Origin of the sequence: Streptomyces sp. Inha503 (assembly GCF_047215865.1) — a bacterium.
In the GTDB taxonomy this organism is placed as follows: Bacteria; Actinomycetota; Actinomycetes; order Streptomycetales; family Streptomycetaceae; genus Streptomyces; species Streptomyces lycopersici.
In genome coordinates this window covers 4,337,818-4,353,263 of record NZ_CP178360.1, presented here as the reverse complement: position 1 = coordinate 4,353,263, position 15,446 = coordinate 4,337,818, and the positions used below count along the sequence as shown (strand labels likewise).

The window sequence follows — 15,446 nt, the reverse complement described above, 5'->3', positions numbered from 1 at the left end:
TCGTGCGCCACGGCACAATGGATCCGTGGACGCCGTCGGAGAAGGGGAGCGGGGCCGGGAGGACTGGGCCCGGTACTGGCGCGATCCCGACCGGCCCGTGGAGGCCATGCACGCGCACTTCTTCAGCCATCGCTTTCATCCCCATAGCCATGACACCTACTCCTTCGCCGTGACCGAGGTCGGCGCCCAGCGCTTCCGGTGCCGGGGTGCGCTGCGCACCAGCGGGGCGGGGATGGTGATGGTCTTCAATCCCGACGATCCGCATGACGGGGAGGCGGCCGCCGAGCTGGGCTACAAGTACCGCATCGTCCATATAGGTCCCGATGTGGTGCGGAATGTCCTCGCCGATGTGGCCGACAGCGCGGACGGCCGGGCGGCGCTGCCGCTGTTCGACCGGCCCGTGGTGTCCGATCCGCTGCTGCCCCGCGCCCTGCTGCGGCTGCACACCGCCCTGGTCGGCGGCGCCGGGCAGCTGGTGCGGGACGAGCGGCTGACCGCGGCCGTCGGGGCGATGGTGCGGCGCGGGGCCACCGGGCCGCTGTGGGCCCGGGAGCTTGCCGATGGGAGCGGCGAGCAGGTGCGGGCCGCGCGGCGGGCCAGGGCGCTGCTGGAGGAGGCGTACGCGGAGGAGATCCCGGCGGCGCGGCTCGCGGAGGCCGCCGGGTGCAGCCGCTTCGCGCTCTACCGGGCGTTCCGCGCCGCGTACGGGATGGCGCCGAGCGACTTCCAGCGGCAGCTACGGCTGCGCCGGGCGCGCGGGCTGCTGGTGGCGGGCAGCAGCGCGGCGGAGGCCGCGGCCCAGGCGGGGTTCGCCGACCAGAGCCACTTCCACCGGTGGTTCGTGCGGTGCTTCGGAGTGACGCCGGGAACATTTCAGCGCGCGGCGAGTCCCGATTCGCGGCGCACCCCGCGGCCCTGATGAAATTGGCCCGGACCGTACGGACCCTCGCGGAGCGCAAGGACCCTGCCAAAGGCTGACATCTTTCGGACAACCCCGGACGACAGTCAGGTGAAGAGGGGGTGTTCCGCGTCTGAGTAGAGGGCTCAGTAGGGTCTCCAAACATCCGGCACAGATGAAGAGGGCGAGTGGGGGAGCGGCACGGCGTGGCGAACGTGGAGCGGAGCGGACTGGGGAGAAGCCCGGACACGGGGCCGGCCCCCGGCGCCGTAGGGGCGCGGACGTCACGGACCAGAATGGGGCTGGTGGCCCTGTGGCTGCTGGCGGGCGTGCTGGCGGTCCGTCAGGCGGCGGCGGTGCTGCGGCTGCCGCCCGATGAGCGGCTGACCGATCTGGAGACCTGGATCGGCGACCAGGGTGTGCTGCATGTCAGCGGGTCGCTGTACGACGGGAACTCCTTCACCGGCACCCCGTTCTCCGGGCTCGTCCTCAAACCGCTGACCCGGGCCGCCGAGCAGAGCCTCGGGGTCGCCTGGACCTTCGGCACCCTGCTGCTGGTCGTGGTCCTCGGGCTGGTGGTGGCCCGGTCGCTGCCCGGCCCGGTCTCCCGCCGCACCTCGCTGATCGCCGCACCGCTGGCCATCAGCCTGCTGGTGCTGTCGCTTCCGGTGCGCAACACCTTCACCCTCGGCCAGACCAGCATCATCCCGGTGCTCCTGGTCGTCCTCACCGTGCTGCCCAGGACTTCCGGGCGGCAGGCCGGTGTGCTCATCGGAGTGGCCGCGGCGCTCCAGCCCGCGCTGCTGCTGTTCGGCGTCGTGCTGTGGCTGATCGGACGGCGCCGGGCCGCCGTGCTCGCGGGCGCCACGTTCGCCGTGTGCACCGCGCTCGCCTGGGCGGCCATGCCGCATGACTCGGGGACGTACTGGGGGCACCACATCGGCGGCTTCGGGCTCGGCGCCCCCGCCGACAGCCTGGCCAACCAGTCGCTGCACGGGCTGCTGCTGCGTATCGGCGTCGAGGGCCCGATGGAGCTCGCGCTGCTGGCCGTGCTCGCGGTCGCGGTCATGGTGATCGGCCTGCGGCGCGCGGTGCGCTACGCCAGGGACGGGCAGCTGCTGCTCGCCGCCGCCATCACCGGCAGCGTGGCGCTCGCGGTCTCGCCCACCTCCTGGCTCCACCAGCAGCTGTGGATCCTGCTGGCCGCGGTCGGCCGGGTGGGGCGGCGCGGCTCCGACCGGCTGGTGTGGCCGGTTCTGGTCGTACTGGCGATGTCGCTCAACCGCACCGCGCTGCTGCCTGACATCGAGATCCTCGGCCATATCGGCTACAATGCGCCGCTGCTCGCCGCGCTCGCCGCCGCCTGTCTGGTGCCGTTCCTCTCCCGCACCTCGCCGCGGTGGGACGACCCCGAGCCGACGCCGGTCGCCGAACCGGCCAGGAGCCGCTTCGCCTGGGTGCCGCTGCTGCGCGTCCTCAAGCGGCCGCTGTCCCGCCCGAACCTGATGCTCGAGCTGATGCTGATCCGCGTCGGCTACTTCGCGTACTCCTGGATCCGCGGCCACGCCCCGGACGAGCGCGGTGTGGCCGAGGGTCACGGAGACCAGGTGCTCACCCTCGAGGGCTGGCTGCACATCGACATCGAGCACTGGTTCAACGCCATCGTGGCCGACACCGGATGGCTCAAAGACTTCATGAACTGGTACTACAGCACCTTCCACTTCCTGATTCCGCTGTCCCTGCTGGGCTGGCTGTATCTGCGCCGCCCCGCGACCTACCGCTGGGCCCGCACCCCGCTGGCCTTCGCCACGCTGCTCGCCCTGGTCGGCTTCTGGCTCTACCCGCTGGCCCCGCCGCGGCTGATGGGGCTCGGCTACGTGGACACCGCGCACGGTCCGCAGGATCTGAGCAACCCGGACTTCGGCGCGCTCACCAAGCTGTCCAACCAGTACGCGGCCATGCCGTCGCTGCACGTGGGGTGGTCGCTGTGGTGCGGGGTGGTCATCGCGATCGTGGCGCCGTACGTCTGGGCGAAGGTGCTCGGCATCCTGTATCCGCTGCTGACGACGGCGGTCATCGTGGGCACCGCGAACCACTATGTGCTGGACGCGATCGGCGGCGCGGTCATCGTCACGGCCGGGTTCGCGCTCCAGTACGTGTTCCTCGGCGTGGGCGGGCGCCCGCACGAGGAGGCGCCACCGCTGTCGGCGGCGATGGGCGCCGCGGTCGCCCGAGCCAGGGGGCTGGTCCCGGGGCTGCTGGTACGGCAGCGCGGTGGACGGCACGACGACGCCGAGGCCGCGGAGGAGGGCCGGTCAGGGGCGGGCAAGTCCCCCGAAAAGGGGGCTGGGGCTCGCGTTGAGCGGCATGACCAGCGGGTCTAGCGTGGTGAGAAGGGGGCGGAAAGGCGTGAAAACGCGTTAAACGGGGGGATCCGGGAATCGAGACGGGGAGCGGGGACCCCGACCGAGGAGGGATCAAGGATGTCCCTGGTGAAGGCAGTAACCGCGGCGGTCGCGATGGGCGCCTCAATGGCCATCGCGACACCCGCGGTCGCCGCGCCGCCGCCGCACCCCTTCGTCTTCGTCCACGACAGGTTCCAGCCCGCGTCGCAGGCGAAGACCGCCGGTGCGGTGACGTACGACAAGTCGCTGGTGCCGACGTCCGCGTCGGTGTTCATCGCGGAGGCGCGGCTGAGCGGCAAGGGCATGAAGAACCACCACGAAGGTGGGGAGGGTCGCGGCGAGTACAAGATGCACAAGGGCACGTTCGTGTTCATCAGCGTGCGTGGCCTCGCGGCCGATCACCACTTCGGGATCCACGTCCACACGAAGCCGTGTGGCACCAAGCCCGACTCGTCGGGGCCGCACTACCAGAACAAGCAGGACCCCAGGCAGCCCTCGACCAACCCGAAGTACGCCAACCCGCACAACGAGGTGTGGCTGGACCTCACCACCAGGAGCAACGGCAAGGGCTGGGCCAAGTCCTGGGTGAAGTGGAACTTCCGGCCGGATGAGGCCCGTTCCGTGGTGATCCACAGGCATGCGACGGGTACCACGTCGGGCAAGGCCGGGCAGGCGGGCGCCCGGGTGGCGTGTGTGAACGTGCCGTTCAAGTAGCGGCGTTCCGTCCGCACATCGCGTATCGGGCGGCGCTCGGTGGAGGGCGGTCAGGCCGCGGCGGCAGCAGTCCGCCCAGGCCTCACGGCGGCAGCAGTCCGCCCTCCACCGAGGCGTCCCTGATCTCCTCGTACAGCGCGCGCAGCGTCTCGCTCACGGCCACCCGCGGCAGATTCAGCCCGTCCAGCGCCTCGGCGTCCACGGGGGCGTGGCTGTCGGTGGCCATATCGCCCCAGCCCTGGCCGGTCAGACAGCGCATCAGGGTGGGGTTGAGCCGGTCCACCCCGCGCACCAGGCACGCCTCGGGCGTACGGCCCTCCTCGTACTCCCGCCACAGCGCGAGGAGTTCGGTCCCGAGCGGCGCGGGGAGCGAGGCGAGGCGCGGTGGCTCACCGCCCGCGGCGCCCCGCTCCACCGCGTCCATCTCGACGAGGTCGTGCATCAGGCAGAGCTTGAGCATCTTGGTGAGGTCGAGCCGCTGCCCGGCCTCGCGCTCGAACTCGGCGTGCAGGATCCAGCTCACCATCGCCAGGTGCCAGGAGTGCTCCGCGACGCTCTCCTTGCGCTCCGGAGTGGCGTTGTTGGCGCGCTCGATCTCACGGAGGCGGGCGGTGAGGGCTATGAAGTCGAAGAGTCTTCGACGGTCGCCCGCCGCACCGTGCGGGCCGTACATCTCGCTCATGGCGGTCAGTGTGCCCCCGCCCGGTGGGTTGTGGGACTCCTGGCGCGGCACGAACAGCTTACGTACAGGTCACTTCGAGCTCCTTACGCGTAGGTCACCGCGACCTCTTACGCGTACGTCACCCTGAGCTCCTTGATCCCGTTCAGCCAGGCCGAGCGCAGCCGCCGGGGCTCACCCGCGAGCCTGATGTCCGGAAGGGTGTCCGCGATGGCGTTGAAGATCAGCCGGATCTCCAGCTCCGCAAGGCTCTTGCCGAGGCAGAAGTGCGGTCCGCCGCCGCCGAAGCCGAGGTGGGGGTTGGGGTCGCGGGTGATGTCGAAGGCCTCGGGGCCGTCGAAGACCTCGGGGTCGTTGTTGGCGGAGGAGTAGAACACGCCGACCCGCTGTCCCGCCTCGATGCGCTGCCCGCCCAGCTCGGTGTCCTGGGTGGCGGTGCGCTGGAAGGACATCACGGGGGTGGCCCAGCGCACGATCTCGTCGGCGGCGGTGGCGGGGCGCTCGGCCTTGAACAGCTCCCACTGGTCGGGGTGGGTGAGGAAGGCGTGCATCCCGTGGCTGATGGCGTTGCGCGTGGTCTCGTTCCCGGCGACGGCGAGCAGCAGTACGAAGAAGCCGAACTCGTCCGAGCCCAGATTGCCCTCGTCCTCGGCGGCCACCAGCCGGCTGACGATGTCCTTGGCCGGGCACGCCTTGCGGTCGGCGGCGAGGTTCATGGAGTACGAGATCAGCTCCATGGCCGACTCGGCGCCGATCTCCTCGGTGATGGCCAGTTCGGGATCGTCGTACGCGACCATCTTGTTGGACCAGTCGAAGATCTTGGACCGGTCCTGCTGGGGGATGCCGATCAGCTCGGCGATCGCTTGCAGCGGCAGTTCGCAGGCCACATCGGTGACGAAGTCCCCGCTGCCGCTCTCCCTGGCCCCGGCCACGATGCGGGTGGCGCGGTCGCGCAGGGCGTCCTCGAGGGCGCGGATGGCGCGCGGGGTGAAGCCGCGCTGGACGATCTGGCGGACCCTGGTGTGCTCGGGCGGGTCCATGTTCAGCATGATCAGCTTCTGGACGTCGATCTGATCGCGCTGGATGTGCTCGTTGAAGCGGATGATCGCGGTGTTGGCGTGGGAGGAGAAGATCTCCGGCCGGGTGGAGACCTCCTTGACATCGGCGTGGCGGGTGACGGCCCAGTAGCCGTCGTCGTCGAAGCCGGCCACGCCGTGTGGCTGGGGGATCCAGCACACGGGCGCCGTCTGCCGCAGCCGGGCGAGCTCCGGGAGTGGCACCCGATGCTGATGGAGGTCGGGGTCGGTGAGGTCAAAGCCTTCGGGGAGCGCTGGGCAGGACATCGGCCACTCCAGAGATCTGACGGCCTATCAGAAGTGTCCGCAAGGTAGTAACGGGTTCTACAAGTAGCAAGAGAAATCGCGGCCATTGTTTCGGGGGATCGATGCGCCTGTTGGTCCGCGCAACCCCTGCACAACCCTTGCGCCCCCGGGTCGGGTCTCAGCAGACTGAGCTGAAGAACTAGAACGCGTACTAGTTCTGACTGCGGGCGCTGCCGGGAGCCCCGTGGATGCGATGAGAGGACGAGACAGCCATGGCCGCCGAACCCGTCATCGTCGAAGCCGTCCGCACGCCCATCGGCAAGCGCGGAGGCGCGCTCGCCAACCTCCACCCCGCCTATCTGCTCGGCGAGACCTACCGCGAACTCCTCGCCCGCACCGGCATTCAGCCCGACTGCGTCGAGCAGATCGTCGGCGGCACCGTCACCCACGCCGGGGAGCAGTCGATGAACCCCGCGCGCACCGCCTGGCTGACGATGGGACTGCCGTACGAGACCGCGGCCACGACGGTGGACTGTCAGTGCGGCTCTTCGCAGCAAGCCAATCATATGGTCGCCAACATGGTCGCCACCGGTGTCATCGACATCGGCATCGGCTGCGGCGTCGAGGCCATGTCGCGGGTGCCGCTGGGCAGCGGCTCCAAACACGGCCCGGGCAAACCGTTCCCCGAGGAGTGGAACGTGGACCTGCCCAATCAGTTCCAGGCCGCCGAGCGCATCGCCCGCAATCGCGGCCTGACCCGCGAGAACGTGGACGCCCTCGGGCTGATCTCCCAGGAGCGGGCGGCACGCGCCTGGGCCGAGGAACGGTTCAAGCGCGAGACCTTCGCCGTGCAGGTGCCCACGACCGAGGAGGAGCAGACGGCCGGCGAGGGCATGTGGCGCGCCGTCGACCGGGACGAGGGCCCGCGCGACACCAGCATGGACGCGCTGGCCGGGCTCAAGCCCATCATGCCCACCGCCGTGCACACCGCGGGCAACTCCTCCCAGATCTCCGACGGCGCCTGCGCGGTCCTGTGGGCCTCCAAACGCATGGCCCGCGCCCTCAAACTCCGCCCCCGCGCCCGCATCGTGGCCCAGGCCCTGGTCGGCACCGATCCGCACTTCCACCTGGACGGCCCGATCGACGCCACGAAGGCGGTCCTGGGCAAGGCCGGGATGACCCTGAAGGACATCGACCTGATCGAGATCAACGAGGCGTTCGCCTCGGTGGTGCTGTCCTGGGCGCAGGTCTTCGAACAGAACCTGGAGAAGGTGAACGTGAACGGCGGCGCGATCGCCCTGGGACACCCGGTGGGGGCCACGGGGGCGCGCTTGATCACGACGGCGCTGCATGAACTGGAGCGCGCGGACAAGGAGTTCGCGCTCATCACGATGTGCGCGGGAGGTGCGCTGGCCACGGGCACGATCATTCAGCGGCTGTAGGGGGGCGAGTGGCGGTCGGGGTCGGACTCCGGCCGCCACCCGGCGGGCGGGGGCCTCTACGTGAAGTTCGCCGCCTTCGCCACGAAGGTGCCGCTGAACCCGGCCAACACGGCGGCGCCCCTAGGGCACGGGGCGGGCCACCTCTCCGGCTCCCGCCAAGCGGTACCAGCCCGGGAGGTCGGGGCGCTTTCGTGCGTTCGGGGACTCTGCTGCTGAATTGGCTGCAGGGGTGTGGGGTGACGGTCGTTCCAACTCACAGAGCCGCAGTACCTGGCTGTGCTCTCGTGGCGCCACGGCATGGTCAGCCGCGCGAGCACAGGGGGGCCGGTGCGTACCTCGGCGGGGCCGGTCCCTACAGGTGGCAACTAGGCTGCGCCGCAGGGCGTCCTTCCCTCCGACGGTGAACTGGCGGTGGGACAGGAGCTGTTGTGGGTTACGTGTTTGCGGTGTTGGCGGTGCTGTGTTTCGTGGGCGCGCTGCGGAGCAACGTACGAATGCGGGAGTTACGACAGCACGGGATCCGCACCAGCGGCGTCGTCGTCGGACAGGTGCACGTGAAGAGTGACGCCAGCAGCCACGGGGACGGCCACTGGGTCCCCGTCATCGCCTTCACCGACATGCGCGGGCAACAGGTGGAGTTCAAACCCCGCGTGACCGGCGGCGGGCTGGGACTGCCGACCGGGCAGCATGTGCCCGTGGTGTACCTGCCGGACAAACCGAAGTCGGCCTGTGTGGACACACGGCGGCACATGATGGCGTCCGTGCGGTTCTGGCTGCTCGTGGGAGTGATCGAGGCGTTCGTGGCCGTGCTCATCCTGGTGCAGCCGTGACCAGGAGCACGAGTCGCCGGCCGCGGCGTCCCGACCGCGCTGGACAGCGGCCATGGCGTCCTTGGCGATGCGTTCCCATGGACCACCGACCCGCTAAGCAAACCCCGCTCCACCCGGCTGGAACGCCTCAGCCAGCGAGCTGGCAGCTGGAGGCGCTCGAGTCGGCTGGTGCTGGGCTTGCGTAGTGGGTCGGTGGTCCACCAGGCGTCGAGTCTGACGATGTTGAGGGCCGTTGCGGAGAAGGCGTGCTGGAGGGTGACTTTCGGCAGGCCGCGGTAGCGGGCCCGGCGGATGCCGGTGACGTCGAGGGCCTGGTTGACGGTTCCCTCGATGCCCGCGCGGAGGGCGTACTTGGTTCTCCAGGACTTGGTGTGCTGCTCGGCGCGGGCCGCGGTGGTGCGTTCGTGGAGTTCACGCGGCCGCAGGGTGAGCATGCGGGTGCCGCGGACGGAGGTGGTGCATGCGGTCCGGGAGGGGCAGGGACGGCAGTCGGCGCGGGCGAAGTCGATCACGATGGCGTCGCGGCCGTGCCGGGTGACCGGGTACCAGCCGGCACTGGTGGCGCCCTGGGGGCAGCGGACCTGACGGGCCTTCCAGTCGATGCGGAACGCGCTCTTGTCGAAGCCCTCGGCGGCCTTGGCCTGGGGCGAGTGGTCGACCAATAGCGGAGTGACCATGCTGATGCCCCGGCCTGCCGCTTCCACGACCAGGTCGACGGAGGGGTATCCGGAGTCGAGGTAGTGCTCGCCCGGGGCGACCTGCCGCTCGGCCAGGTTCTGCTGGATGGGCACGGTGGTCTTGACGTCGGGAACCGTCGCCGTGGTGGTGTGCACATCGGTGATCAGTCGCGGCACGCCGACTTCGGCTTCGGCTTGAATGTCGCAGGTCTCGGTGAGGTGGACCTTGTAGCCCGTCCAGAACACCTCGTCGCCCTTGGCCGACCAGCGGGCATCGGGGTCGTAGGGGGAGGCCAGGCGGATATGGCCGGGCGGGACGCCCTCGTCGTCTGCGTCCCGCTTCTTGATCACCTCCCGTCCCCGGGCATCGGCACGGATGGTGAAGTTCTGCACCAGTACCTGCCGCAACAGGGCCACCGCCTCGATCTCGCGGACCCACACCGGGGCGGTGTCGGACCAGGCGGCCCGGCACAAGGCCAGCGCGTCCTGGCCGAAGACCTGCGCGAGCCGGTCCCGCTTGGTCTTCGAGCGCGGCATCGTCCAGCCCTCGATGCGCGGCCCGTAGCGTTCGGCGAACTCGGCGACGTCGATCACCCCGGCCAGCCAGGACGGCGCCGCGACGGCCAGAGCCTCCAGAGCGGCCCGCACGCTCTCCCCTGCCAGTTCGGTGCGGTTCAGGTCGCGGACCGCCCTGATCACGTGGGTGGAGTCGGTGCGCTGTTTGCCACCGGCCTTGATCAGCCCGGCTTCACGGCAGTGCCCGACCAGCCGGGCACGGAACTTCGACAGCGCGGAGAAGTCGAAGCCGGCATCGGACAGCTCCGTGCCCAGCGCGTACTTCCATGACAGACGGTCCCGCGACGCGTCCGCAGCCTGCCGGTCGGTGAGGTTCTCGGTGAACTGCAGCACCGTCACCAGAGCGAGCACGGCAGGGGACTGGGCGGGAGCCCCACGGCCGGGAAACGCATCGGCGAACAACGCGTCGTTGAACACCTCGCCAAGGTGATCACGCAGGCGCATAGGCAGGCTGCCGCCAGGGAAAGCGGCGCGGGCCGTCCTCGCGGTCTGTTCAGGAACGGGCGGCAACCCCATCGGCCGCATGGACACCACACCAACCCCCTGCGGTCAGGGCAGACAGGACGACCGCACCGACGATCATGCCGAACTGCCCCGCACCCCTGCCGCCAATTCAGCAACAGAGTCTTCGGGGTCAGGACAGGGGCAACTCGGCGAGCATGACGGCGTAGACCGGGGAGTCCGGGAAGGGCTGACGCTCCCCGACCTTCCGGAAGCCCCAGTCCTCGTACAGGGCCTGGACCCGGGGGTGCTTCGTGTCGGCGAGCAGGACCACGAGGTCTTCGTCCCGCTCCTCCATCAGCGCGCGGGTCAGCCACTCGGCCAGTCCCTTCTTGCGCCACTTCGTACGGACGGCCATCTCGGAGAAGGAGAACGTGCGGCTCTTCTCCGGGACCGGGTCAAGATGTTCGCGCCACCACTCACGACCGGGGTTGGCCGGGGCGCCGTAGGCGAAGCCCACCGCTTCGTCGCCGTCGAACGCGATGATGCAGGAAAACTCCGGGTGACCGCCCCAGTGGTCCACGAACCAGGGGAAGCGCTGGTTGAACTCGTCATCCATCGCGTCCGCGTACGCGTCCCTGTGGATGCCGATCAGGGCCTGGCGAATCTGCGGGAGGTCCTTGTGCGTGAAGCGGCGGACCACCAGCTCGGGCGCGTTCAAGCTCGGCTCCATTCGGTTCGGAAGCGGTCCCCCCACTCTCGGGCGACCGCCGCGTCCGGCGCAAGGGTGATCAAGTCCCGGTAGAAGTCGCCGAGAAGGGACCGCATCCGGCCCGGGATGGGCGAGTCGGCCATCAGCTCGAAGATGATGGAGGCCGTGGAGCACGCCTGGTCGATGTCCCGCTGGTGGATCTGGGCCAAGGCGAGTCGTGTGGTGGCCAGAGCCCTGTTCCTGCGGAACTGCTCGGGTATGGAGGCCAGGGCCTTGTGTGAGGCCGCCTCGGCCTTTGCCGAGTCGCCGATCCGGTCCCGGACGATGGCGGTCATCGCGGTCAGCTCGGCCTGGCCGTAGAATGCGATCCAACTCGGCCGGGGATCGTCTAGCGACGCCTTCCCCAGGGCGTCCTGAGCGTGCCCCAGGGACCGCAGGGCGGCCTGCCGGTCGCCGCGGTGGGAGTGGCCAACAGCCGTCCGGGCGTGGGCCAGGGAGGCGAAGAAGGGGTCTCGCTTCGTGATGGCCGTGGTCTGGGCGGCGAGGCCGGAGTCCACCGCCTCGGCGTGCTCGCCACGCTGGTGCGCGAGCATGGCGTACGAGTTCCAGACCCTCATCTCCACGATAGGGTCCCGGCCCATCCCGGCGAGGTACAGGGCGCGGCCGAGGAGGGCCTGAGCACGGTCTCCCTGCCGGGCGTCCAGGGCGCTCCAGGCGGCCGTGGCAGTGTAGTCGGCGGCCACCGAGAAGAGCCTCTGGCGGATGCGTTGGGTAGCGGAGAGTTTCTGCTTGGCCAGTGCGTCTTCGGCTCCGGCGAGCGCCGCTCGTTCCAGGCTCTCGTGGCCTCCCCGGGTGTCGTCCAGAGCCATCAGGGCGTCCAGGCCCGAGCGGAGCCGGATGACGTCGGACGTGCCCACCTTCGGAGGCGCACCGACGAAGGGGACGACCACCGACGCCGTCGTACCGGTCGCGCCTGTGAGGAAGTTCCTACGGTCCACAGGGTCCTCCGGAGGAGTCGAGGATCGTCGTCGTCTCGCCGGTGGGCGGAAGCCCAGCTCCTCGGCGGTCTGTCCGAATACTGCCTCTAGTGCCTCGCGCTGCCGGGGGTGGGGCCATCTCGTTTTTCCAGTCAGCCAGTTGCGGACTGTCCGGTCGCTGACTGTGCCCTCGTACCCGTTGTTGATCAACTGAGTGTTCACCGCGTCGGCTAACTCGTGCTGCTTGAAGGCGCGCTTCCGCACGGCGCTGCCGAGGCGCTCGTTCTCCTCCACATACCCACGGTAGTGACCGAGTCCCCCTCGGTTAGCAGGGATCGCACAGAAATTTCCGGTCGGCCCGGATGTACATCCAGCGGACTTTTCCTCCAATCGGAGCGGAGCGGGTCGTTGACTTGGCCAAGGAACCCGCCGCTCCCGGGGAAACCCGGCGAGCGGTTCACACACCCATCCGAGGTCCTGATGACTGTGACTGTCGAGTCCCGCCCTACGGGGCACCCCGGGTACTCCCAGACGCTCCCCCGGGGGCCGGAGAGCGCCGCCATCGCCCGCAAGCTCGTACGCACCGCCCTGGCGGCCTGGCACCTGGAGGACCTGATCGAGGACGCCGAGACGGTCATCACGGAGCTGGTCTCCAACGCCGTCGACCACGCCCGACTGGAATCCATCCGGGTCGTCGTCACCCGGCCCACCGAGAAGTTAGTCCGCTTCGGCGTTGTGGACCGCTCGCGCAACGTTCCCTACATGCGGACGGACTCCAACGGCGACAACACCCGAGGCCGGGGGCTGCTGTTGGTCGATGCCCTCACGGACCGATGGGGGACGGACCGATACCGCTGGGGCAAGCAGGTCTGGGGTGAGATGAAGTGCGATTGATCACCCGCAGCGTCGACTGCCCGCAGCATGGCCGCCCGCGTGGCTCCAACGCGGCGTTCTGGGCCAGGCCGCAGGCGCGCTACTGATGGCGGGCGGCGAGCGGACCGATGTCGCCTTGGACGCTGAGGAGGCGTGGCGGACGGCTATCGAGCACGCTGCGGGCTGCCCGGCCTGCTGGACGCCCGGCGCCGTATGCGAGACCGGCGAGCAACTCCTCAGCGCCTACGAGACGGCAGCACGGCTGGCCCGGTCGGCGGAGGGCGCATGAGGCAGCACCGTGGGCGGTCGACCGCTACGCGGGCCGGGCTGCTCGCGGTCTGGCTCTGCTTCGCGGTCGCCCCCATCCCATAAGCCGGGTGGGTCGCTGGTGGTCCGGGCCCCCGTACCGGACCACGGCCCCAGCGGCCCGCCCTCCAAGCCCCCTGCGGTAGGCGCGGCCCAGGCGTAGCCGCCGCAGGGCAAGGACTCCGGCCCCGATTTGGGGATCGCAAGGTCGGAGTCCCCATTCAGGAAAGCTCGCCCCGGCCTCCCGCTTGCAGGCCAGTGGCCGGGACGAGCACCGCGCAATCGCGCGGGGACACCCCTGCGCGAGTGAACTCACAGGAGACCCCATGCGATTACAACACGCCGTCGTCCGCCAGGACCCGGAAGACGGCAACACCATGCCGGACACGAACGCCCCGTCGCCGAGCGGCGGGACGCCCGGCGACTCGGACGACGGCCGCCAGTACGCGAGGTAACCAGCGTCAAGCGCCATAGATAAGCGGCGGCCTGCCCTGGACAGATCCACCCGGCCTGGGGCGGGCCGCTCCCATTACCAGGAGGTATCCCAGATGACGGCTCCGCCCCCGGTCATGCCGGCTCACTGGCACTGTTACCGCTGGACCGGAGAGCGCCGCACGTACGACGACGAGTCCGCCCGGCGGCCGCCGCACCTCGTCGTGCGGGATATCTCGCCCCAGGAGTGGAAACAGATCGCGGCGGCCAGTCCTGCCTTCATGGCGAGCGAGGTACCGCCGCTGGAGGTACCTCACTGGCTGCTCCGCCCGGCCAGAATGATCAAGGGCACCTTCGAGGCACCCGACAAAGCCTCCGCCTGGTACAGAGACCAGGTCAGCGACTTAAGCCCGTCCTTCCTCACCGACCACGACAAGAACTCGGCCCGGCAGGCCGAGTGGTTCGCGGCAGCGGATGACCGGCTCGGCTGGGGCGGCGATGTCGTCGGTGGGTGGTACTTGCGGGGTACCGGATTCGCCTCGGTCCAGGTCGTCGCATGCACTGCGAACCGCATCCGCCCGACAATCCCCTGCCCGATGCGCTGACGGGTTCCGAGCGCCTGGACGGGCACATCATGCCCCGGCCCGGCCGGTCAGCCGCTGGCCGCGACGGACAGGAGCACGTCCACGAGCCTGTCCGCCGCGTCCGGCCGTCCGTGTGCCCGGGCCGCTTCCGCCATCCCCACGCGCCGCGCCGGGTCGGTGAGCAGTGGCCCAAGCGCCTCCTGCAACCGCGCTGCGGTGATCTCCCCGGTGAGCGCGACTGCGGCGCCGGCGTCCTCGAGGTGCTGGGCGTTGTGCGCCTGCTCGTTTCCCGCCGAGGAGGCGAGCGGCACGAACACGGCAGGCTTGCCGAGGGCGGTGAGCTCCGCCAGAGTGCCGGCGCCGCTGCGGGATACCACGACGTCGGCGAGCGCTAGGACGTCGGGCAGCTCCGGGCCGACGAACCCGGTGAGGTAGTACCGCCCCGCGAGATACGGCGGGAGCGCCGATGCGCTCGCATGCAGGGCCTCGACGTTCGCCGGCCCGCACTGGTGCACTACGTTCGCGCGCTCCAGCAGCCACGGGAGCGCGTCCCGGATTACGCTGTTGATCTGTTGCGCGCCCTGCGCGCCGCCGGTGACGTACAGCGTCGGGAGCCCACGGTCGAAGCCGACCAGCCCGAGGGCGGCGACTGCCTTATCGGCGTGCCCGGTCAGGACCTCCGGCCGGATCGGGTTCCCCGTGACGACGGCCGCGGGCCGTACGGCCTCCGGGAGGAGCGGGAGCGTCGACTCCGACGACACGGCGATGCGCGCCGCCGACCCGGCCAGCTTCCGGTTCGCCAGCCCGAGCCGCACGGTCTGCTCATGGAGCACCAGTGGACGCTTGCACATCCGTGCCGCCAGACCGGCCGGGACGGCGACGTACCCGCCGGTCGCGAGGACGACATCCGGCCGGAAGTTCGACACGATCTTGCGGGCCTGAGCGACACCGAGCGGCACCCGTGCCATGTCCTTGACATTCGCCGGGCTGATCATCTTGAGCGGGTTCGCGGACCGGCGGATCTTGCCCGTCGCGACCGTCTTGAAGGCGATGCCCTCGGCCGGGGCGACGCGGGCCTCCAGTCCGTCAGGCGTGCCGATCCAGAGGACATCGAGCGCGCGGCCCTCGGCCGCCAGCCGGGCCTGCAACGCCCGGACCGCGGTGAGCGCGGGGTACGTGTGGCCGCCGGTGCCTCCCCCCGTGACGATGAGGCGGAAGGTGCTCGGGAGACGGGAAGCAGGTTCGTTCACCCCGCGCACCCTACTGGCCCGTCCGCAGCCCGGAGGACGATTCCAGCCGCGCCCCGCCATCGGCGAGAGTGTGGCTATGGGCGAGCGCTGATCGACCGGAATCCTAGGGTTGGATTTCGGCGGTAACGATTTTTCGGCGGTGCCCCTTGGGGCGCCGCCGTTTTCGTATGCCTGGAATCGTCAATCCACGGGTGACCGCCCTCGCCGTCACGGGGGCTATGTCGCATATGAGTTCATGTAGTACGAGCAGATGAAAAGTATGGAAGGGCAGCTAATCTCTGGGATGTCATCGGATTGGCCACTTGAGATGGTTTTGCCATCAATTGCA

General features: G+C 69.9%; 14 protein-coding genes and 1 pseudogene. 9 read left to right on the top strand and 6 right to left on the bottom strand.

Features of this window, described 5'->3' with window-relative positions; all coding sequences use genetic code 11:
* Window positions 1-106 precede the first annotated feature (106 nt).
* From ACJX2R_RS18150 to ACJX2R_RS18140, 3 genes are all read left to right on the top strand, one after another.
* Window positions 107-919, top strand: coding sequence for a helix-turn-helix domain-containing protein (locus tag ACJX2R_RS18150; RefSeq protein WP_413105887.1), 813 nt, complete (start codon window positions 107-109; stop codon window positions 917-919).
* Window positions 920-1,194: 275 nt separating this feature from the next.
* Window positions 1,195-3,282, top strand: coding sequence for a bifunctional glycosyltransferase 87/phosphatase PAP2 family protein (locus ACJX2R_RS18145; protein WP_413100977.1), 2,088 nt, complete (start codon window positions 1,195-1,197; stop codon window positions 3,280-3,282).
* A 99-nt stretch (window positions 3,283-3,381) separates the two neighbouring features.
* Complete coding sequence (locus tag ACJX2R_RS18140; RefSeq protein WP_413100976.1) at window positions 3,382-4,017, top strand: superoxide dismutase family protein; 636 nt, start codon at window positions 3,382-3,384, stop codon at window positions 4,015-4,017.
* A gap of 82 nt (window positions 4,018-4,099) precedes the next feature.
* On the opposite strand, the gene ACJX2R_RS18135 is transcribed toward ACJX2R_RS18140, so the two are convergent.
* On the bottom strand, window positions 4,100-4,699 hold the full coding sequence (locus ACJX2R_RS18135) for an HD domain-containing protein (RefSeq protein WP_262703738.1): 600 nt from the start codon (window positions 4,697-4,699) through the stop codon (window positions 4,100-4,102).
* 107 nt (window positions 4,700-4,806) lie between these two features.
* Entirely contained in the window at window positions 4,807-6,039 is a 1,233-nt protein-coding gene (locus tag ACJX2R_RS18130; protein ID WP_413100975.1) for a cytochrome P450, read from the bottom strand.
* 251 nt (window positions 6,040-6,290) lie between these two features.
* On the opposite strand from ACJX2R_RS18130, the gene ACJX2R_RS18125 reads away from it, so the two are divergent.
* A complete protein-coding gene (locus ACJX2R_RS18125) occupies window positions 6,291-7,460 on the top strand; it encodes a steroid 3-ketoacyl-CoA thiolase (protein WP_413100974.1) in 1,170 nt (389 codons plus the stop codon).
* A gap of 428 nt (window positions 7,461-7,888) precedes the next feature.
* A complete protein-coding gene (locus ACJX2R_RS18120; protein ID WP_413105886.1) occupies window positions 7,889-8,290 on the top strand; it encodes a DUF3592 domain-containing protein in 402 nt (133 codons plus the stop codon).
* A gap of 212 nt (window positions 8,291-8,502) precedes the next feature.
* Here ACJX2R_RS18120 and ACJX2R_RS18115 read toward each other — a convergent pair.
* The 3 genes and pseudogenes from ACJX2R_RS18115 to ACJX2R_RS18105 all read right to left on the bottom strand — a co-directional run.
* Window positions 8,503-10,059: pseudogene (locus tag ACJX2R_RS18115) on the bottom strand (IS1182 family transposase); the annotation flags it as partial.
* A gap of 118 nt (window positions 10,060-10,177) precedes the next feature.
* Window positions 10,178-10,717, bottom strand: coding sequence for a GNAT family N-acetyltransferase (locus ACJX2R_RS18110; protein ID WP_262703734.1), 540 nt, complete (start codon window positions 10,715-10,717; stop codon window positions 10,178-10,180).
* Entirely contained in the window at window positions 10,702-11,694 is a 993-nt protein-coding gene (locus tag ACJX2R_RS18105) for a hypothetical protein (protein ID WP_317259599.1), read from the bottom strand. The genes ACJX2R_RS18110 and ACJX2R_RS18105 overlap by 16 nt, the downstream gene beginning before the upstream one ends.
* A 459-nt stretch (window positions 11,695-12,153) precedes the next feature.
* On the opposite strand from ACJX2R_RS18105, the gene ACJX2R_RS18100 reads away from it, so the two are divergent.
* From ACJX2R_RS18100 to ACJX2R_RS18085, 4 genes are all read left to right on the top strand, one after another.
* Entirely contained in the window at window positions 12,154-12,567 is a 414-nt protein-coding gene (locus tag ACJX2R_RS18100; protein WP_413100973.1) for an ATP-binding protein, read from the top strand.
* A gap of 85 nt (window positions 12,568-12,652) precedes the next feature.
* Complete coding sequence (locus ACJX2R_RS18095; RefSeq protein WP_262703215.1) at window positions 12,653-12,835, top strand: hypothetical protein; 183 nt, start codon at window positions 12,653-12,655, stop codon at window positions 12,833-12,835.
* Window positions 12,836-13,178: 343 nt separating this feature from the next.
* Window positions 13,179-13,307, top strand: a complete 129-nt coding sequence (locus ACJX2R_RS18090) for a hypothetical protein (RefSeq protein WP_413100972.1) — start codon at window positions 13,179-13,181, stop codon at window positions 13,305-13,307.
* A gap of 93 nt (window positions 13,308-13,400) precedes the next feature.
* Window positions 13,401-13,889 (top strand): hypothetical protein, encoded by a 489-nt coding sequence (locus ACJX2R_RS18085; protein WP_262703217.1) that lies wholly within the window; start codon window positions 13,401-13,403, stop codon window positions 13,887-13,889.
* A gap of 47 nt (window positions 13,890-13,936) precedes the next feature.
* Here the strand turns inward: ACJX2R_RS18085 and ACJX2R_RS18080 are convergent, their stop codons facing one another.
* Window positions 13,937-15,118: a UDP-N-acetylglucosamine--N-acetylmuramyl-(pentapeptide) pyrophosphoryl-undecaprenol N-acetylglucosamine transferase gene (locus ACJX2R_RS18080; protein WP_413100971.1), complete on the bottom strand. Its 1,182-nt coding sequence runs from the start codon at window positions 15,116-15,118 to the stop codon at window positions 13,937-13,939.
* Window positions 15,119-15,446 lie beyond the last annotated feature (328 nt).